General features: G+C 74.3%; 20 protein-coding genes. 5 read left to right on the top strand and 15 right to left on the bottom strand.

Features of this window, described 5'->3' with window-relative positions; translation table 11 throughout:
* Positions 1–29 precede the first annotated feature (29 nt).
* Both AB0C78_RS42990 and AB0C78_RS42985 read left to right on the top strand, forming a co-directional pair.
* Positions 30–1,097, top strand: coding sequence for a hypothetical protein (locus AB0C78_RS42990; RefSeq protein WP_360759851.1), 1,068 nt, complete (start codon positions 30–32; stop codon positions 1,095–1,097).
* A gap of 120 nt (positions 1,098–1,217) precedes the next feature.
* A complete protein-coding gene (locus tag AB0C78_RS42985; protein WP_360759848.1) occupies positions 1,218–1,667 on the top strand; it encodes a hypothetical protein in 450 nt (149 codons plus the stop codon).
* A 27-nt stretch (positions 1,668–1,694) separates the two neighbouring features.
* On the opposite strand, the gene AB0C78_RS42980 is transcribed toward AB0C78_RS42985, so the two are convergent.
* Positions 1,695–2,267 (bottom strand): hypothetical protein, encoded by a 573-nt coding sequence (locus tag AB0C78_RS42980; protein ID WP_360759845.1) that lies wholly within the window; start codon positions 2,265–2,267, stop codon positions 1,695–1,697.
* A 78-nt stretch (positions 2,268–2,345) separates the two neighbouring features.
* On the opposite strand from AB0C78_RS42980, the gene AB0C78_RS42975 reads away from it, so the two are divergent.
* A complete protein-coding gene (locus AB0C78_RS42975; protein ID WP_151547300.1) occupies positions 2,346–3,521 on the top strand; it encodes a winged helix DNA-binding domain-containing protein in 1,176 nt (391 codons plus the stop codon).
* Positions 3,522–3,600: 79 nt separating this feature from the next.
* Here the strand turns inward: AB0C78_RS42975 and AB0C78_RS42970 are convergent, their stop codons facing one another.
* Both AB0C78_RS42970 and AB0C78_RS42965 read right to left on the bottom strand, forming a co-directional pair.
* Positions 3,601–4,809: a hypothetical protein gene (locus AB0C78_RS42970; RefSeq protein WP_360759842.1), complete on the bottom strand. Its 1,209-nt coding sequence runs from the start codon at positions 4,807–4,809 to the stop codon at positions 3,601–3,603.
* Positions 4,806–5,345 carry a sigma-70 family RNA polymerase sigma factor gene (locus AB0C78_RS42965; RefSeq protein ID WP_360759840.1) on the bottom strand — a complete coding sequence of 180 codons (540 nt, stop codon included), beginning with the start codon at positions 5,343–5,345 and terminating at the stop codon, positions 4,806–4,808. Before AB0C78_RS42965 ends, AB0C78_RS42970 begins: the two co-directional genes overlap by 4 nt.
* A gap of 132 nt (positions 5,346–5,477) precedes the next feature.
* On the opposite strand from AB0C78_RS42965, the gene AB0C78_RS42960 reads away from it, so the two are divergent.
* Positions 5,478–6,632, top strand: a complete 1,155-nt coding sequence (locus AB0C78_RS42960) for an acyl-CoA dehydrogenase family protein (protein WP_360759837.1) — start codon at positions 5,478–5,480, stop codon at positions 6,630–6,632.
* Positions 6,633–6,695: 63 nt separating this feature from the next.
* Here the strand turns inward: AB0C78_RS42960 and AB0C78_RS42955 are convergent, their stop codons facing one another.
* Positions 6,696–7,295, bottom strand: coding sequence for a hypothetical protein (locus tag AB0C78_RS42955; RefSeq protein ID WP_360759834.1), 600 nt, complete (start codon positions 7,293–7,295; stop codon positions 6,696–6,698).
* Positions 7,296–7,454: 159 nt separating this feature from the next.
* Between AB0C78_RS42955 and AB0C78_RS42950 the strand changes: the two genes are divergently transcribed.
* The gene (locus tag AB0C78_RS42950; RefSeq protein WP_360759831.1) at positions 7,455–9,161 is read left to right on the top strand and encodes a CocE/NonD family hydrolase; all 1,707 of its coding nucleotides are present in this window, start codon (positions 7,455–7,457) and stop codon (positions 9,159–9,161) included.
* A gap of 4 nt (positions 9,162–9,165) precedes the next feature.
* On the opposite strand, the gene AB0C78_RS42945 is transcribed toward AB0C78_RS42950, so the two are convergent.
* The 11 genes from AB0C78_RS42945 to hisD all read right to left on the bottom strand — a co-directional run bounded on the left by AB0C78_RS42945 (position 9,166) and on the right by hisD (position 18,698).
* Positions 9,166–10,026, bottom strand: a complete 861-nt coding sequence (locus AB0C78_RS42945) for a hypothetical protein (RefSeq protein WP_360759828.1) — start codon at positions 10,024–10,026, stop codon at positions 9,166–9,168.
* A 50-nt stretch (positions 10,027–10,076) separates the two neighbouring features.
* Positions 10,077–10,838: an imidazole glycerol phosphate synthase subunit HisF gene (gene hisF, locus AB0C78_RS42940; RefSeq protein ID WP_360759825.1), complete on the bottom strand. Its 762-nt coding sequence runs from the start codon at positions 10,836–10,838 to the stop codon at positions 10,077–10,079.
* On the bottom strand, positions 10,835–11,554 hold the full coding sequence (gene priA, locus AB0C78_RS42935; RefSeq protein ID WP_360759822.1) for a bifunctional 1-(5-phosphoribosyl)-5-((5-phosphoribosylamino)methylideneamino)imidazole-4-carboxamide isomerase/phosphoribosylanthranilate isomerase PriA: 720 nt from the start codon (positions 11,552–11,554) through the stop codon (positions 10,835–10,837). The genes hisF and priA overlap by 4 nt, the downstream gene beginning before the upstream one ends.
* Before the next feature lie 52 nt (positions 11,555–11,606).
* Complete coding sequence (locus AB0C78_RS42930) at positions 11,607–12,197, bottom strand: restriction endonuclease subunit S (RefSeq protein WP_360759819.1); 591 nt, start codon at positions 12,195–12,197, stop codon at positions 11,607–11,609.
* Between the two features lie 41 nt (positions 12,198–12,238).
* On the bottom strand, positions 12,239–13,918 hold the full coding sequence (locus AB0C78_RS42925; RefSeq protein WP_360759816.1) for an N-6 DNA methylase: 1,680 nt from the start codon (positions 13,916–13,918) through the stop codon (positions 12,239–12,241).
* Between the two features lie 14 nt (positions 13,919–13,932).
* Positions 13,933–14,589, bottom strand: coding sequence for a hypothetical protein (locus AB0C78_RS42920; RefSeq protein WP_360759813.1), 657 nt, complete (start codon positions 14,587–14,589; stop codon positions 13,933–13,935).
* A gap of 306 nt (positions 14,590–14,895) precedes the next feature.
* Positions 14,896–15,534, bottom strand: a complete 639-nt coding sequence (gene hisH / locus AB0C78_RS42915; RefSeq protein WP_360759810.1) for an imidazole glycerol phosphate synthase subunit HisH — start codon at positions 15,532–15,534, stop codon at positions 14,896–14,898.
* The gene (locus tag AB0C78_RS42910) at positions 15,531–15,701 is read right to left on the bottom strand and encodes a hypothetical protein (RefSeq protein ID WP_360759807.1); all 171 of its coding nucleotides are present in this window, start codon (positions 15,699–15,701) and stop codon (positions 15,531–15,533) included. Before AB0C78_RS42910 ends, hisH begins: the two co-directional genes overlap by 4 nt.
* A 2-nt stretch (positions 15,702–15,703) precedes the next feature.
* Positions 15,704–16,297 (bottom strand): imidazoleglycerol-phosphate dehydratase HisB, encoded by a 594-nt coding sequence (hisB, locus tag AB0C78_RS42905; RefSeq protein WP_151544994.1) that lies wholly within the window; start codon positions 16,295–16,297, stop codon positions 15,704–15,706.
* Positions 16,294–17,394 carry a histidinol-phosphate transaminase gene (locus tag AB0C78_RS42900; protein WP_360759804.1) on the bottom strand — a complete coding sequence of 367 codons (1,101 nt, stop codon included), beginning with the start codon at positions 17,392–17,394 and terminating at the stop codon, positions 16,294–16,296. The genes hisB and AB0C78_RS42900 overlap by 4 nt, the downstream gene beginning before the upstream one ends.
* Positions 17,391–18,698: a histidinol dehydrogenase gene (gene hisD, locus AB0C78_RS42895; protein ID WP_360759801.1), complete on the bottom strand. Its 1,308-nt coding sequence runs from the start codon at positions 18,696–18,698 to the stop codon at positions 17,391–17,393. The genes AB0C78_RS42900 and hisD overlap by 4 nt, the downstream gene beginning before the upstream one ends.
* Between the last annotated feature and the right edge of the window lie 67 nt (positions 18,699–18,765).

The raw sequence follows: 18,765 nt of genomic DNA, 5'->3' as shown, positions 1-18,765 counted from the left end.
AGGCGAGAGGCCTGTACTACGCCCGGTTGATGGTGGATCTCGAGTTGCCGGTGTGGCCGGTCGCGGAGCATCTCGCGGACCCGTCCGACCATGCGGACGGCGACGAGTGGCGGGTGCGGCTGGCGCTCGAGGTGCTGGGGCATCTGGTGCGGTTGAGCCGGCGGGAGGCGGCGGTGCCGCTGCGCCGGTACGCCGAGGAGGGCGCGCACTGGTTCGACGCGCTCGACGAGCTGGTGGAGCTGGGCGATCCGCGGTTGGCGGAGGGGCTGGACGAGCTGGTGGCCGCGCGGTGCGATGACGGTGACCTTGGGTTGCTGGTGGCGGGCGGTGCTAATCCGGTGCTGGAGAGCTGGGCGGTGCGGCAGCCGCGGATAGCGGAGGCGCTGGCGCGGCGGCGGGAGGCGGGGCGGCCGCGGCGGCCGGTCGGCGCGGTGCCGGGCGGGGCGGAGCGGACCGACGCGGAGTTGCTGGAGCTGGCGCGGCGCCGCGACGACGGCGCCATCGCGGCGATCTTCGAGCTGGGGCGGCGGCGGACGCCGGCGCTGCTGGACCTGGCGGAGGAGCTGCTGCCGCAGCGGCCGAGCAGGTTCGGCGGGGCGGTGTGCCGGGCGCTGCGGGAGTACGGGCCGGAGGCGCTGCCGTGGGCGCGGGCGTGGGCCGCGGAACGCGGCGGGTGCGCGTTCATGGGGATCAGCATGCTGGCGAGATACGGCACCCGGCAGGACGTCCCACTGCTGATGGAGGAGTTGCGGGAGGCGCTGGAGAAGCAGGACTGGCAGGGCGCCGCGGGCCCGATCGAGGGGCTCGGGAGGCTCCGCGCCGGCGAGGCCGTCCCGCTGTTGAAGACCGCTTGGACCGAATCACCCTACGCTTTCCTCAGACCCCGGATTGTGACCGCTTTGACCCGTACCGCCCCGCACACCGCCGAGGCGTACACGATCGAGGGCCTCTGGGACTGCCAGGAGGGCGTCCGGACGGAGGCCGCCCGGTTCGCGCCGCTGACCCAGGAGACCCGCATCCGGCTGCAGCGGCTGCACCACGACGACGCGGAGGATCCCGGCGTGCGGGCGGCGGCCGGCGCCCGCCTGGCCGCCTGAGCCCCGCCTGAGCCCCGGCTGAGCCCCGGCTGAGCCCCCGCCTGAGCCACGGCTGAACCCTTCCGGGCCGGCGCGCGTACCGCCCGTCGTACCGCGCATCTCACCCCGGGAGGACGGGCCATGGGCTCCACGCATCACCTCGGACGCGCAGCGGGGGTTCCCCGCGCCGGCCTGGCGCTGGCGGTCGCCGCCGTGCTGGCGCTGCCGCTGGCGGCCGGCTGCAGCGCCGCCGGGAAGTCCGGCGGGTCCGGCGACGCCGACCGGGCCGCGGCGCCGGCGAACCTCGACGAGCTGGCCGCGCGGACGGGCTGCACCCTCGCCGGCCGCCGCAAGGCGCAGCAGCTGCAGCAGGGCAACTGCCGCAACTCGCGCGGCCAGTACGTGCTGGTCAGCTTCGACAGCGACCAGGACATGACGTCGTGGCTGAACGAGGCGAAGCCGTGGGGCGGGACGTACCTGGTCGGGACGCGCTGGGTGGCGGTGAGCACGCCCGCCACCCTGCAGTCGCTCCGCAAGGACCTGGGCGGGCACATCCTGTCCGGCGAGATGCACGGGATGAGCCACTCCTGACCCGCGGGCGGCATAGGCGAGCGCGGCTCAGGCGAGCGCGGCGGCCCAGCGTTCCAGCGCGGGGCCGGTGCGCGCGAGGACGCGCCGGGCGGCGAGGCCGCGGGTGACGGTGCCGGGACGCAGCAGCGGGTGCCCGGGGCCGTCCACAACGACGCGGAGAGCCGCGACCGGGACGCCGTCGGGGAGCGCGGCGGCGACGTGCGCCGACTCCATGTCGACCGCGCGGGAGCCGTCCGCGCCCCACACCCGCCGCTCCCCCTCGCGGACGATCCGGTCCGCGGTGACGAGCGGCCCGACGTGGGCGCGCAGGCCGTCGCCGGCGAGGGCGGCGGCCAGCGTCCGCGCGCCGGGGCAGGGCACGGGCTTGCCGCCGCCGCGGATCTCGTCGGCCACCAGGACGTCGCCGGGCGCGAGCCGGTCGTCGAGCGCGCCGCCGAACCCGACGACGGCGACGGCCGCGCAGTCCGGCAGCCGGGCGGCGCGCCGCGCGCGGTAGCCGACGACCACGGCGGGCGCACGGGTGAGGCCGCGCGCGACGGCGCGGGCCTCTAGCCGCAGCGCCGCGCACACGACCAGGCTGGGCGCCTCGTCACCGGTCATCCGCCCAGTGCAGCACGGGCCGGGCCGGAGATCCAGCTCCGTGGTGCGCCGGGCGCTGCGCGGCCCTATGATTCGTTCATGCGTTCGATCAGCACGGCGGAGCGGCGGGCCCGGCTCGTCCGGCGGCACCGGCTGGCCGCGGCGGACCGCACCGGCGACGTCGCGGAGATCGCCCGGTCGCTGGTCGTGCTGCACGCCACCGACCCGGCCACGGTGTTCCTGTCCGTCGCGGCCCGCAGCGACACGGCCGGGCCGGCCGACGTGGAGCGCGCCCTCTACGAGGACCGGACGCTGCTGCGGATGCTGGCGATGCGCCGGACGATGTTCGTCGCGCCGGTCGACCTCGTCCCGGCGCTGCAGGCGTCCACCGCGACGGCGCTCGCCGCCAAGCAGCGCCGCCGGTACGGGACGCTGATCGAGCGCGGCAGCGACATCCCGGACGTCCCGGCCTGGTTCCGCCGGGTCGAGGACGCGACGCACCGGACGCTGCTGGAGCGCGGCGAGGCCACCGGCGCGCAGCTGAGCGCGGCCGTGCCGGAGCTGCGCACCCAGGTCGACCCCGCGCCCGGCAAGCCGTACTCGCGGCCGACGGGCGTGACGACGTGGGTGCTGGTGACGCTCGGCTGCGAGGGGCTGATCGTGCGGGGCCGCCCGAACGGCGGCTGGACGAGCAGCCAGTACCGGTGGGCGCCGATCGAGACGTGGCTGCCCGGCGGCATCGCGGCCGTCCCGGCGGACGAGGCGCGCGCCGAGGTCGTGCGGCGGTGGCTGCGCGCGTTCGGCCCCGCCCCCGTCGCCGACCTCAAGTGGTGGACGGGCTGGACGGCCGGGGAGGTCGGCAAGGCCCTCGCCCTCCTCGACACCGTGGAGGTCGACCTCGGCGGCGCGACCGGGATCGTCCTCGCCGACGACCTGGAGCCCGATCCCCCGGCGGAGCCGTCGGCGGCGCTGCTGCCCGCGCTCGACGCGACCCCGATGGGCTGGCAGGAGCGGAGCTGGTTCCTCGGCGGCCACGGCCCGCTGCTGTTCGACCGCAGCGGCAACATCGGCCCGTCCGTCTGGTGGGACGGGCGGATCATCGGCGGGTGGGCGCAGCGCAAGGACGGCGAGATCGCGGTGCGGCTGCTGGAGGACGCCGGCGCGGACGCGGAGGCGGCCGTCGCGCGGGAGGCCGAGCGGATCGGCGCCTGGTACGGCGACGTCCGCGCGATCCCGAGGTTCCGCACCCCGCTGGAGAAGGAACTCACCGCCTGACCGCCGCGCGCGACGAGGCGCGCGAGGAACGCGTCGGCCTCGGAGGGGCCGCTCGCGGCGCCCGCCGCCGGGGCCGCGGTCACCGGACGCGTCCCAGCCGGTAGGCGGCGCCGTCGCGCCACAGCAGCCAGCCGCCCGCCGCGAACACCGGTCCCTGCACGACCGTCCAGCGGATGCCGGCCGGGTGCTCGCGTCGGCTCTCCAGTGTCCTCGTGTCGATCACGCTGGAGGCGCCCGCGCTCGTGTAGGCGATCAGGCGGTCGCCCGCGGTGAGCCGCGTGCCGCCGTCCGCCTTCGTGCCGCGCCGCGCCCTCCCCACGTCGAGGGGGCTGAGGGACTTCCAGCCGTCGCGGGCGACGATCCGGAGCGTCCCGTCCACGAGCGAGGCGAAGTAGTCCGCGTTGGCCGCCGCCTGCCACTTCTGGTCGGGCCCGGTGCCGGGGACGGCCCGGCGCGCGCCGCCCTTGTCGGGCTTCCCGGTGAGCTTCAGCGGCCGGACGCCGGGTGGCAGCGGATGCTCCCGGACGATCGCGTCGGTCCGGACGTCGATCTCGCGGACGACGTCGTCGTTCGAGGTGTCCGCGACGAACAGCGTCGGGTACGCGAACGCCAGTGCCGAGCCCAGCACGCCCTTGCCGTGGTTGTCGACGGTGCGGCCGGTGTCGCCGCAGCCGGTCGCGACGAACGGCTGGTTCATCGGGTCGTCGCCGATGACCGCGCCACCGCCGGTGAGGACGGGATCGGCGGGCGTGGCACCCTGCGGGCCGATGACGCCGGTGCGGCCGCCGGTCGTGCGGCAGCTCAGCTTCCAGGAGCCCGGCGCGATCCAGGTGACGAAGCCGTTCCCGGCCGCCAGGCCGCCCTCGGCGCGGACGCCGAGGGGCTTCGGCCGGCCGCCCTTCGGCCCGGCGGTGTAGACGCGGCCGTCGGCGGTGCGGCCGACGACCGTGCCGTCGGCGCCGAGCGCGTCCGGGGTGAACCTCGCGCCGCCCGGAAGGGCCGCGGGGATCGTGACGATGGTCGAGGGGTCCACCAGGTTCCCCGGCGAGCGGACGCCCGCCGCCGCGTGCCGGCCGTCTCCGCCGTCTCCGCCGTGGACGCCGGTCAGGGCCACCGGGACCGCCACCGCGGCGGCGGTCCCCAGCACCGCCGCCAGCGCGACCGTCCGCCGCCGGGTCCGCGACCGGCGGAGCCGGCGGGCGTTCTCCGCGTGGGCTCCCGGATGCGGCCGGACGGTCTCCGCCCGCGCGCCGAACGCGTCCCTCAGCTTTTCCTCGATGTCGTTCATGTCGCCTCCTCGTCCTTCAGGCGCCTGCCGAGCGCCGCGATGGCGCGGGAGGCGTGGGCCTTCACCGTGCCCGGGGCGATGCCCAGGGTCGCGGCGGTCTCGCGCTCGCTCAGGTCGAGCCAGTAGCGCAGCACCAGCACCTCGCGCTGCCGGCCGGGCAGGTCCGCGACCGCGGCGAGCAGCGCGCGGACGTCCTCGTCCCGCACGACCTCGTGCTCGGCGGACCCGGCGTCCTGCGGCGCCGCGAGCTGCGCGTGCCTGCGCCGCGCCATCCGCAGGTGCCGCAGCCGGCTGCGGGACGCGTTGCACACGGTCGAGCGCAGGTAGGCGAGCGCGGCGTTCTGGTCGCGCAGGGCGCGGCGCCTGCGGTGCAGCCGGACGAACGCGTCCTGGACCACGTCCTCGGCGTCGTCGGCGCCGAGGAGGGTCGCGAGCCTGACCAGTCCCCAGAAATGGGCGGTGAACAGTTCCTCGTACCCGTCGCCGGGTCGCGCGAGCGGCACCGTGACGGCCCCTGTCGTCTGCTGGTGGATCACGGAGCAGAGACGAACGCGGGCGCGGAAGGTTTACCACGCTCGGGCGTTTTTGTTCCCGGAACCAAACCGAACAAAGCGGAGACCATTTCCGCTCCGCCCGCGACAAGGGCTCTGATCAGCCATGATGTGGGCATGCCCGCAGATCGCATGCTCCCCTCGCCCGAGGCGGCGGACGTGGTCGCGCTCGCCCGCGACATCGCCCGCCGCGAGCTGGCTCCGCGCGCCGCGCCCGCCGAGGAGGCCGGGACGTTCCCGCGCGAGATCTTCCGGATGCTGGGCCGCGCCGGGCTGCTCGGCCTGCCCTACCCGCCCGACCTCGGCGGCGGCGGACAGCCGTACGAGGTGTACCTCCAGGTGCTGGAGGAGATCGCGGCGGTGTGGGCGTCGGTCGCGGTCGGCGTCAGCGTGCACACGCTGTCGTGCTTCCCGCTGTACGCCTGCGGCACCGACGTGCAGCGCAAGCAGCTGCCCGAGCTGCTGGAGGGCGACCTGCTCGGCGGGTACGCGCTCGCCGAGGAGCACGCCGGGCCGGACGCGGCGGGTCTCAGCACGCTCGCGGTCCCGGACGGCGACGGCTACCGCATCACCGGCACCAAGACGTGGATCACGCACGGCGGCGAGGCCGACTTCTACGTGCTGTTCGCCCGCGCGTCCGGCGAGCCAGGCGGGCTGACCTGCTTCCTCGTGGAGGGCCGCATGGACGGCCTGGAGTTCGGGCCGCCGGAGCGGAAGATGGCGCTCACCGCGTCCACGACGGCGCGGCTGCACTTCGACGGCGCGTGGGTGCCCGAGGACTGGCGGATCGCCGACGAGGGCTGCGGCTACCCGATCGCGGCGGCGGCGCTGGACGCCGGGCGGCTCGGCATCGCCGCGTGCGCCGTAGGCCTCGCGCAGGGCGCGCTGGACCACGCCGTCCGGTACGCGGCGGGGCGCGGCCAGTTCGGCCGCCCGGTCATCGCCAACCAGGGGATCGCGTTCCTGCTCGCCGACATGGCCGCCGCCGTGGAGACGGCCCGCGCCGGGTACCTGGAGGCCGCCCGGCGCAAGGACCGCGGGCTGCCGTTCGCGCGGCAGGCGTCCATCGCCAAGCTCGCCGCGACCGACGCGGCGATGCGGGTGACGGCGGACGCGGTGCAGGTGCTCGGCGGCGACGGCTACACCCGCGACCATCCCGTGGAACGGTACATGCGGGAGGCGAAGGTGATGCAGATCTTCGAGGGCGCCAACCAGATCCAGCGGATGGTGATCGGCCGCCACCTCGCCCGCGACGCCGGCTACGCCTGCTGACCCGGCCGCTCCGTCACGCCCGCCGGCCCGTCACGCCCGCCGGTCCGTCACCCCCGCGGTCCGTCACGCCCGCCGGCCGGGCCGGACCGGGGTGCCGAGCCGCGCCCGCTGGTCGGCGCGGCTGCGGCGGGTCAGCGTGAGGACGAACCCGCCCGCGGCGGCGACGCAGGCGGCGAGCGCGGCGAGGAACGCCAGGCCGAGGTAGAAGCCGGCGGTGCCGTCCGGCGCCACCAGCAGCGGCCCGTCGGTGCCCCGGCAGGTCAGCACGGCCGTCCCGGTGACCGGTGCCGTCATCGAGGCGGTGTAGCGGTAGCCGGGGCGGTCGGCGGCGCTCCACGAGTTCTTGCGGGTCAGCCGGACGCGCTGACCGGCGCCGCCGTCCTCGACGGCGCACCCGAACGGCGCGGAGCCGTCCCGCCGCACATAGAGGAAGTAGGTGCGGCCCTCGGCGAGCCGCACGCCGATCCCGGCCGCCGCGTCGCCGGTCACGGCCGGTCCGGCGGCGGTGCCGGCGTCGTCCCGGGTCAGCGCCAGCGCGGTGAGCAGGCCCGCGGCCGCCAGCACGACCAGCGCGACGGGAACGGCGTACCAGCCCGCGGCGGGACGGACGGGCGGCGGGCTCCAGACCGGGGCCGGCGGCGCCGGCTCCTCCGGAGCGTTCACTCGCGGCCACATCCCGGTCCCCCCGATCCGAACGTCACCGTGCCGTGCCGCCACCCTTCCAGACCGCGGACCCGCACGTCAGGGACTTGGCGAGGGCGCGGAGGTGTCGTCCGGGCGCGAGCGGTTACCTTACTAGGTAGTAGCAATCTTGGAGGTCGCATGGCCCTCAGGGACCGCCTGCCCGCCTCGCCGATCCGGGTGCGCCGCCCGCGCGGGCTGCCCCGCCCGCCGCTGCCGCGGTACACGGTCGAGCGGGACCTGCCCGTGACGATGCCGGACGGCGTGACATTGCTCGCCGACCGCTACGTCCCGGCCGGGACGCGCCGCCCGCCGGCCACCATCCTGGTGCGCACGCCCTACGGGCGGCGCGGGCCCGCCGCACTGGCGAACGGCCTGCTGTTCGTCCCGTTCGGATTCCAGCTGGTCGTGCAGAGCGCGCGCGGGACGTTCGGGTCCGGGGGCGAGTTCGACCCGCTCGGCAGCGAGCGCGACGACGGCCTCGCCACCGTCGCGTGGCTGAAGGAGCAGCCGTGGTTCGGCGGGACGTTCGCGACCTACGGCGCCAGCTACCTCGGCTACTCCGCGTGGGCGATCGCCGCCGAGGCCGGGCCGGAGCTGAAGGCGATGTCGCTGCAGATCACCGCGTCGTCGTTCCGGGACGCCGCCTACGTCGGCGGATCGTTCGCGCTGGAGTCCACGCTCACGTGGACCGACCTCACCCACCGGCAGCAGCAGCCGCTCGGGCTGCTCGCCGCGACGCTGCTGTCGCGCCGCCGCGCCGTCCGCGCCGCCCGGTCCGGCCTGCCCCTCGGCGAGCTGGACGTGGCGACCGGCGGCGAGCAGATGCGGTTCTACCAGGACCTCCTCACCAACCACGGCACGGACGCCGGCTACTGGGACGGGCGCGACTTCAGCGGCACCGTCGGCGACGTCGAGGCGCCCGTCACCCTGCTCGGCGGCTGGTACGACGTGTTCCTGCCGTGGGAGATCAGGGACTACCTCGCGCTGCGCGCCGCCGGGCGGCGGCCGTACCTCACCATCGGCCCCTGGTGGCACACCGACGCCCGGCACGGGCTGGTGTCGTTCCGCGAGACGCTCGCCTGGTTCCGCGCGCACCTGCTCGGCGACCCGTCCGGGCTGCGCGCCGAACCCGTCCGGCTGTACGTCACCGGCGCCGGCGAGTGGCGGCACTACCGCGACTGGCCGCCGCCCGGCACGCGGCAGGAGCGCTGGCACCTGCATCCCGGCGGCGGTCTCGGCGAGGACGGCCCGCTCCCGTCGAAGCCGAGCGCCTACCGGTTCGATCCCGCCCGGCCGACGCCCGCGCTCGGCGGCCCGACGCTGCTCGGCAGCTCCCGCCCCGTCGACAACCGGCCGCTGGAGCGCCGCCCGGACGTGCTGGTGTTCACCTCGCCGCCGCTCGCCGAGCCGCTCGACGTGATCGGCCCGGTCGGCGCCGACCTGTTCGTCCGGTCCGACCGCGAGCACACCGACTTCGTCGTCCGGCTCTGCGACGTCGCCCCGGACGGGACCTCCCGGAACGTCTGCGAGGGCGGGCTGCGGCTCCCGGCGTTCGCCGAGAAGCCGGTCGGGACGGCGGGCGTCCGCCGCATCGCCGTCGACCTGTGGCCGACCGGGCACCGCTTCGCGCGCGGCCACCGCGTCCGGGTGCACGTGGCCAGCGGCGCCCACCCGAAGGTCGCGGCGAACCCCGGGACCGGCGAGCCGCTCGCCACCGCCCGCCGGATGGTCCCGGCGGACCAGGAGGTCTTCCACGACCCGGACCACCCGTCCGCGATCATCCTGCCGATCGCCGGCGCGTCGCCCGAGTCCGCGACCCCGGCCCCCGGCGAGGAGCCCGCCTAGGGGGTCACAGCAGCCCGGCGACCACCTTGGCGAAGCGGGTCTCGCTGCCCGGGGCGTGTTCGAGGTAGAGGGCCGGCTCGGTGAGTTCGAGCTCGATCAGCAACGGGTCGCCGCCGGGGCCCGGGACCAGGTCGACGCGGGCGTAGAGCAGGTCGCCGCCGCCCGGGACGGCGGCGAGGACGCGGTGGGCGAGGTCCAGCTCGACGGTGGTCGCGGTGGTCGCGGTGACCTTGCCGCGGGTCTCGCCGAGGCCGGCGAGGCCCTCGATGCCGGCGCGGGGGTTGAGGACACGCGCCTTGCGGCCCGCGTGGCTGTACTCGCCGCCGATGAACACCAGGGCGGTCTCGCCCGCGGCGTCGACGGCGTCCAGGTACGGCTGGAGCATCACCGTGCGGCCGGCGTCGCGCAGGGCGCGCAGGTGGGCGCGGGCGGCGTCCTCCTCGCCGGCGCCCCAGCGGGCGGTGTCGCGGGAGCCGGACGACACCGACGGCTTGAGCACGAACTCCGGCCAGTCGGCGGGGATGCTGTCGGGGTCCCAGCGGGTCGGGACGATCGGGACGCCCGCGGCCTCCAGGTCGCGCAGATAGACCTTGTCGGTGTTCCAGCGCAGCACGTCCGCCGGGTTGAGGACGCGCGGGAGGCTCTCCGCCCAGGCGAGGAACGCGTCCCGCCGGTCGGTGTAGTCCCAGGTGGAGCGGATGACGACGAGGTCGTAGGCGGACCAGTCGACGGCCGGGTCGTCCCAGACGGCGATATCGGCGGCGACGCCGAGGCCGGCGAGGGCGGCGGCCAGCATCCGCGCGTCGTCGCTGCCTTCGGGCAGCCGGTCGCAGGTGGCGAGGGCGCACCGGGGTGAAGCGGTCACGGGGGGGGTTCCTTCTCGCGGCGGGGGGTGCCGGGTTCGGCGGACGGGGGTCAGCGGACGGGGTTGCCCGCGGCGCGGAGCGCGTCCTTCACTTCGGAGATCTTCATCTCGCCGAAGTGGAAGACGCTCGCGGCGAGCACCGCGTCGGCGCCGGCGGCGACGGCCGGGGCGAAGTGGCCGACGGCGCCCGCCCCGCCGCTGGCGATGACGGGCACGGTGACGGTCTCCCGGACGCGGCGCAGCATCTCCAGGTCGAAGCCCGTCTTGGTGCCGTCGGCGTCCATCGAGTTCAGCAGGATCTCGCCGACGCCGAGCTCCTGCCCGCGCCGCGCCCACTCGACCGCGTCGATGCCGGTGCCCTTGCGGCCGCCGTGCGTCGTCACCTCAAACCCGGACTCGGTGCCCTCGGCCCGGCGGGCGTCCACCGACAGGACGACGCACTGCGAGCCGAACCGGTGCGCGGCCTCTCGCAGGAACTCCGGGCGCGCGATCGCCGCCGTGTTGATCGACACCTTGTCGGCGCCCGCGCGCAGCAGCCGGTCGACGTCGTCGACGGTGCGGACGCCGCCGCCGACCGTCAGCGGGATGAACACCTGCTCGGCGGTGCGGCGCACCACGTCGTAGGTGGTGGAGCGGTCGCCGCTGGACGCGGTGATGTCGAGGAACGTCAGCTCGTCGGCGCCCTCGGCGTCGTAGCGGCGGGCCAGCTCGACGGGGTCGCCGGCGTCCCGCAGGTTCTGGAAGTTGACGCCCTTGACGACGCGCCCGGCGTCGACGTCCAGGCACGGAATGACCCGTACGGCAACGGTCACTTTACGGCCTCCAGGGCCTCCTGCAGCGTGAACGCCTGCGCGTACAGCGCCTTGCCGACGATGGCGCCCTCGACGCCGACCTCCACCAGCTTGGCGAGTTCGCGCAGGTCGTCCAGGGACGAGACGCCGCCGGACGCGACGACCGGCTTGTCGGTGCGGGAGCAGACCTCGCGCAGCAGCTCGGTGTTGGGGCCGCGGAGCGTGCCGTCCTTGGTGACGTCCGTGACGACGTAACGCGGGCAGCCGTCGGCCTCCAGCCGGGCGAGGACCTCCCACAGGTCGCCGCCCTCGCGCGTCCAGCCGCGCGCCGCGAGCGTCGTGCCGCGCACGTCCAGACCGACCGCGATCTTGTCGCCGTGCGACGCGATGATCTTGCGGCACCAGTCCGGGTTCTCCAGCGCGGCGGTGCCGATGTTCACCCGCGCGCAGCCGGTGGACAGCGCCGCCTCCAGCGACGCGTCGTCGCGGATGCCGCCCGACAGCTCCACCTTCACGTCCAGCCGGCCGGTCACCTCGGCGAGCAGCTCCCGGTTGGAGCCGCGCCCGAACGCCGCGTCCAGGTCGACCAGATGGATCCACTCCGCACCCGCGTCCTGCCAGGCCAGCGCGGCGTCGAGGGGCGCGCCGTAGGAGGTCTCGGTGCCGGCCTCGCCCTGCACCAGGCGGACCGCCCGGCCGTCGGCGACGTCAACGGCGGGAAGGAGCGTCAGAGTCATGCGGAAAACCCTATCGATACAGGTGGAGACCTCGGACCAGGGGGACGGCCGTTCAGAAACGCTCCGGCCCGAATGGCGGGTGCTCGCCGGCGAACAGAAGCCGCGCCACCGAACCGCGGAGTTCGGCGGTCGCACGGACGATCTCCTCGTGGACGGCGATCTTCTCGTCCAGCAGCCCGAGCACCTCACCCAGCGCCCGCTGCTCGCCGATCGGCGGTACCGCCACCGGCATCTCCGCAAGTGTCCTGATGCTCAGGTTGGGGATCACCGACCCGGTGGACGAGGCCCTGAGCCACAGCCGCACCGCCGGTTGCTCGAAGTAGTGGACGAGATAGCAGGGCAGGACCGCGGGTCCCGGGCGCAGCCGCAAGCAGCCGCTGCCGACGAGCCAGCCGGCGTTCTCCGCGGCCGCCACGGCGCTGCGACCAAGGTCACCAGTGCGCGCGCAGACGACGTCGTCTGGCCGCAGCTGGTAGCGATCCATCCCGGCATCGCCGGGGAGAACGATACGGGTGAGGCCGTCGCGCACGATCCGGCCCCGCGCGATGTTCCCGATCATGACGATCGGCGTGCCGTCCGGAGACTCCCGCCCGGTTCGTTTCGAGAGTCCCGCCTGGATGCGGCACACCTCGGCGAGCGGCACGGTGTCCCAGCCCGGAGGGGTGGGGACGAGCAGGCCATCCGTCATCGTCCACCGCCGAGCAGCCGGTCGACGGCCTCGTCGAGGTCGGCCAAACGCACATGCAGCCGGGCCAGGTCGGCCCGGAGCCGCTCCACGTCGCCTTTCGCGGCGTTCATATCGGCCTCGACCGCGGTGGAGGTCATGTAGGTCGGCGGAGACAGCGAATGACCGCGCGCCCGGAGTTCGTCAAGGCCGACGCCGCGGGCGAAGCCCGGCTCGTCTCGGAACCGGCCCTCCCGCCACGCGCGGTAGGTTCCGCTTATCTTGCCGACGTCGTCGTCGGTGAGCGTCCGCACCGCACGCGACCGTTTGTCTCCGAGTTCTCCGGCATCGATCAGCAGGATCCTGCCGTTCCCGGCCCCGTCCTTCCGGAGTATCCACAGACTGACCGGGATGCCCGTAGACGCGAAGAGCCGCGGGGGCAGGGCGACGACACAGTCGACCACGCCGTCCTCGATCATCGCGGCGCGAATCATGTGTTCGGACCGGTGTCGCGAGAACGTGGCCCCATTCGCGGTGACCAGGGCCGCCCGGCCGCGGTCGGACAGCATCGCGAGCACCGATTGGAGCCACGCGAAGCTCACGTTGCGCGCCGGTGGCTCACCGTAGCGCCAGTGAAGCCCGCCGAGGTCCGCGGGTGCCAGCGTGAGAGTGAAGGGCGGATTGGTGACAATCGCGTCGAATCGCCTGCCCTCGGGTCGCGCTCCCACCTCAGCCAACGCGTCGGAGCGAACATCGGCCCGGACTCCGTGGACCAGAAGGTTCATCGCCGCGAGCCGCCGCCCTCGCTCGGTGAGCGAGGCTCCTGACACGTCCGGTGGCGGCGCGGTCGGTGGAGCGTTCCCCCGCGCGTGCCTGATGACTCCGGCGAGCATCCCGCCCGTGCCGCAGCAGGGGTCGTGGACGCGCTCCCCCACAGCGGGGTCGACCATCTCGACCATGGTCCGGACGACCGAGCGGGGTGTGTGGAACTCCCCGCCGCGGTGCCCCTCCAGGACCGCGATCCGTCCGAGCACCGCCTCGTACACCCCTGCCATCTCGGACGGGCCCCACCACGGGTTTCCGCGGTCATCCTCCGCCGGCGGTTCCATGTCGTAAAGAATCTCGGCGACCGCCGCCAGCGCCTTGCCGCCGCCGACGTCCCGGAGAACGGGAGGGTCGTCGAGCCGCATCGCCGTTCTGCGGGAGACGCCCGCCCACGCGGAGAGGAAGAGATCTCCCGCCCCCGATGGAGGAACGCTTCTCACAGCGTCCCGGAACCATTCGAAGCCGCGCGGATCGACGGCACGGCAGCACACGAGCGCGAGCACCGACTCGGTGAAGTCGCCCAGATCGGCGAAGCCGCGTACACCGTCGAACACCTTCCAGATCCGGGCCGCGGCATCAGCCCGCTCCGTCACCGGAGGCTTCCTGGCCTCCTGCTCGGCAACCGCGGTACCGGCAGCCCCTCGGAAACGGTCGCCGAACGTCGTGCCGGGCCGCTCGCCGGGACGCAACGCGTTGACCGGTATCCTTCGGCAGTCCAGCCATGCGGCGACCTCGGCGGCGTCGAAGAGTTCGCCGCTCGTGCCCTCCAGAGGATCCGGGAAGTCGTGGTGGCGCCGCTTCCAGTTGGACGCGGCAGGACGCTGGACGCCCGCTCTGCGCGCGATATCGGCCAGTGAGACTCGCTTCGCGTTCATCCGGTTCGCGCCCTTCAGAAACTGGCCTCGGCGCGACCGGCGCACACGTCCTCGCGACGCGCGAGCACCTCGGGGACGCGGTCCAGCCTTGCCGCGTGCGCCGCGCACTCCGGGGAGAGGTAACCGAGAAGCCGGAAGACCCGTTCATGGTCCTTCTCTAGGGCTCGGCGGTGAATCGGCTCGTGGTGCATAACTCGGTTGCGGAACTTGAGGACCTCGTACATTTCGGCGTGCAACTCCCTACGCGGCCCCGAGTACCCGGGGAAGGCGCGGTGCAGGGCCGGCACCCAGAAATACCGGTCGGCGCTCCGGCTGAGAAGCGAGACCCAGAACCCAAAGGTGAGTTCGGCGACGACCGCGTCGGCGCTCGGACGCAGGATGCCGTGCCGCTCCAACTTCTCCTCGGCTCGTGCTATGCTGCGCCGCCCCTCTTCCGTGAGCCGTGCGGGCGTCCACCAGTCCGAACGCCGGAACCGCCGGCAGAGTTCGGCATGGGCGGCGTTCCGGAGCGTCACCTCAAGGCACTGGAGCGGGCCGTAGAACGCGGCGGACACCTCGATATTCCAGCAGTACAGCCGCATCGCCGCCGACCGGTCACCTTGGGCCGCGGCCAGGTAGGGCGCCAGCCTCGCGGGCGAAAAGGCGGCATGCGTCCAGCCGAACTCATCCATGATCAATCGGCCTCCCGCCTGTTCGGACGCCCGGTCCGGCGAATCCCCTGTGATAGCCTGAGCACGTAAGCGTTGGGTACGCCTCTGCTCAGCACGCCGCCCAGGGCACAGGAATCTCGCATCGGCGGTCGCCTCTCACAGAGGCGACCGCCGATCCCTTTTCTCAGGCTTCACTGTAGGCCGCGGCGGCGCGGAGCGCCACCGCATTGCCGATATTCTTTTTGTTAACCCATCCTCCAGGTCCGACTCTGGGCACGGTGATGACTCGGAAGCGTTAACAGATCACTGCTAGTGCCAGCAGCGCGGTCAGGAGAGGGTGGACAGCCAGTTGCGCAGGAGCCGCGCCCCCGCGTCGCCGGACTTCTCCGGGTGGAACTGGGTCGCGCACAGCGGGCCGTTCTCGACCGCCGCGACGAACCGGTCGCCGTGCTCGGCCCAGGTGACCAGCGGCGGCTCGATGGTGCCGGTCGGGTCGGGCTCCAGCTCCCAGCGGCGCGCCGCGTAGGAGTGGACGAAGTAGAACCGGGCGTCCGCGAGCCCCTCGAACAGGACGGAGCCCTCCGGGGCGTCCACGGTGTTCCAGCCCATGTGCGGGACGACCGGCGCCTCCAGCCCGTCGACCGTGCCGGGCCACTCGTCGCAGCCCTCGGTGGTGACGCCGTGCTCGATGCCCTTGGAGAACAGGATCTGCATGCCGACGCAGATGCCGAGGACGGGCCGGCCCCCGGCGAGGCGGCGGCCGATGATCTGCTCGCCGCGCACCTCCCGCAGCCCCTTCATGCAGGCGGCGAACGCGCCGACGCCCGGCACGACCAGGCCGTCGGCGGCGAGCGCCGCGTCCCGGTCGGCGGTGACGGTGACGTCCGCGCCCGCGCGGGCCACGGCGCGCTCGGCGGAGCGCAGGTTGCCCGACCCGTAGTCGAGCACGACGACGTTCGGGCTCACAGCCACATCACTCCCCCGGCGAACGCCAGCCCCGCGAGGAACAGCACGATCAGCGCGGCGGCCTTCAGGCCCTGCTTGATGAAGCTGTACACGCCGGCGAGCAGGAACAGCGCGACCGCGAAGACGGCGATGTTGAAGAAGGTGAAGTGGAGACCGCCGATATCCACGGCTACAGCGCTCCCTTGGTGGACGGGATGCCGTGCACCTTCGGGTCGAACGCCACGGCGTCGCGCAGCGCGCGCGCCAGCGCCTTGAACTGCGCCTCGACGATGTGGTGCGCGTTGCGCCCGTACGGAACGTGGACGTGCAGCGCGATCTGCGCGTTCGACACGAACGACTCGAAGACGTGCCGCGTCATCGTGGTGTCGTACTCGGGGCCGATCATCGGCGCCATGCCGTCCGGCTCCACGTGCACCAGGTAGGGGCGGCCCGACACGTCCACGGTGACCTGCGCGAGCGCCTCGTCCAGCGGGATGGACGCGTCGGCGAAGCGGCGGATGCCGGCCTTGTCGCCGAGCGCCTCGCGGAACGCCTGGCCGAGCGCGATCGCGGTGTCCTCGATCGTGTGGTGGCTGTCGATGTGCAGGTCGCCGGCCGTCTTGACGGTCAGGTCGAACGACCCGTGCTTGCCGAGCTGCGCCAGCATGTGGTCGAAGAACCCGACGCCGGTCGCCACGTCGACCCGGCCGGTCCCGTCCAGGTCGATCTCGACGAGGACCTGCGTCTCCTTGGTCCCGCGCTCGACTCGTCCCTTGCGCGTCACACGCTCTCCTTCAGTACGTCCTTGAGGGCCGTGCGGAAGGCGGCCATCTCGTCGGGGGTGCCGACGCTCACCCGCAGCCACTCGGGCGGGCCGACCTCGCGGATCAGCACGCCGTGCTCCAGCAGCCCCTCCCAGATCCGCCGGCGGTCCGGGAACGTCCCGAACAGCACGAAGTTGGCGTCGGAGTCGGCCACCCGGAACCCCTCGGCGCGCAGCCAGGCGACCAGGTCGTCGCGCTCGCGGCGCAGCGCCTCGACGGTGCCGAGCAGCTCCTCGCCGTGCGCGAGGGCGGTGCGCGCCACCGCCTGGGTGACGGCCGACAGGTGGTACGGCAGCCGGACCAGCAGCAGCGCGTCGATCACGGCGGGGTCGGCGGCGAGGTAGCCGAGCCGGGTGCCCGCCATCGCGAACGCCTTCGACATCGTCCGGGTGACGATGAGCCGGGGGTGGCCGTCCAGCAGCGTCAGCGCCGACGGCGTGCCGGCCCGGCGGAACTCGCCGTAGGCCTCGTCGACGACGACCATGCCGGGCGCGGCCTCCAGCACGGCCTCGATCGCCGCCAGCGGCAGCGCGGTGCCGGTCGGGTTGTTCGGCGAGGTGAGGAACACGATGTCGGGCCGGTACTCCTCGACGGCCGCGATCGCGCGGGCCGGCTCCAGGCCGAAGTCCTCGTCGCGGAACGCGTCGATCCAGCGGGTCCCGGACACCCCGGTGATGATCGGGTGCATCGAGTACGACGGCTCGAAGCCGAGCGCGCTGCGGCCCGGCCCGCCGAACGCCTGCAGGATCTGCTGGATGATCTCGTTGGAGCCGTTCGCCGCCCACACCCGCCCGGCGGTGAGGCCGACGCCGGGGGTGTCGGCGTTCAGGAACGCGGCGAGGTCCTCGCGGAGCGCGACCGCGTCGCGGTCGGGGTAGCGGTTCAGCGACCCGGCGACGTCCATGACGGCCTCGCCGAGCGCCTTCACCAGCCGCTCGGACGGCGGGTACGGGTTCTCGTTGGTGTTCAGCGCGTATGGCACGTCCAGCTGCGGGGCGCCATAGGGCTCCCGGCCGCGCAGGTCGTCCCGCAGCGGCAGGTCGTTGAGCGAGGTCACGAAGGGATCTCCCAGTCGAAGCGGGCCTTCAGGGCGGCCCCGTGCGCGGGCAGGTCCTCGGCCTCCGCGAGCGCGACGACGCGCCCGGTGGCCTCGGCGAGGGCGTCGCGGTCGTACTCCACGACATGGACGCCGCGCAGGAACGACTGCACCGACAGCCCGGACGAGTGGCACGCGCACCCGCCGGTCGGCAGCACGTGGTTGGACCCGGCGAGGTAGTCGCCGAGCGACACCGGCGCGTACGGGCCGACGAAGATCGCGCCGGCGTTGCGGACGCGGGCGGCGACGGCGGGCGCGTCGGCGGTCTGGATCTCCAGGTGCTCGGCGGCGTAGGCGTCGACGACCTTCAGGCCGTCGTCGATCCCGTCCACCAGCACGATGCCGGACTGCCGCCCGGCCAGCGCCTCGGTGATCCGCTCGGTGTGCTTGGTGCGCGCGACCTGCGCCTTCAGCTCCCGCTCGACCTCGTCGGCGAGCCGCACCGAGTCGGTGACCAGCACGGCGGCGGCGAGCGTGTCGTGCTCGGCCTGGCTGATCAGGTCGGCGGCGACGTCGACCGCGTCGGCGGTGTCGTCGGCGAGGATCGCGATCTCCGTCGGGCCGGCCTCGGCGTCGATGCCGATCACGCCCTTGAGCAGCCGCTTCGCGGCGGCGACGTACACGTTGCCGGGCCCGGTGACGAGGTCGGCGCGCGGGCACTCGTCGGTGCCGTAGGCGAACATCGCGATCGCCTGCGCGCCGCCGACGGCGTACACCTCCTCGACGCCGAGCAGCGCGCACGCCGCCAGGATCGTCGGGTGCGGCAGGCCGCCGTGCTCCTTCTGCGCGGGCGAGGTGACCGCGAGGGACGCGACACCCGCCTCCTGCGCCGGGACGACGTTCATCACCACGCTGGACGGGTACACGGCGCGGCCGCCCGGCACGTACAGGCCGACGCGGCCCACCGGGATCCACCGCTCGGTGACGGTGCCGCCGGGCACGACCCGCGTGGTCGTGTCGGTGCGGCGCTGGTCGCGGTGCACGGCGCGGGCGCGGCGGATGCTCTCCTCCAGCGCCTCGCGGACGGCGGCGTCGAGCCCCGCGAGGGCCTGGTGGACGGCCCTGACCGGGACCCGGGAGCTCTCCAGCTCGACCCCGTCGAACGCCTTGGTGTACTCCCGTACCGCCTGCGAGCCCCTATGGCGCACGTCCTCGCAGATCGGCCGCACCTTGTCCAGGGCGGCCTCGACGTCGAGCTCGGCGCGGGGCAGCACGGAGCGCGGGTCGCCGGGAAGCGAGCCGCGCAGGTCGATACGGGAAATCACGCGCCCAGTCTACGGAGTGCCCCCGGTCCCCCGCGCACCGTCTCACGTGCCGAGACGCCCGTGTCGC

This window comes from Actinomadura sp. NPDC048394, from assembly GCF_040651755.1.
GTDB lineage: Bacteria > Actinomycetota > Actinomycetes > Streptosporangiales > Streptosporangiaceae > Spirillospora > Spirillospora montaniterrae.
The sequence above is the reverse complement of the archived record's forward strand: the minus strand, read 5'-3'. Positions and strand labels throughout refer to the sequence as shown.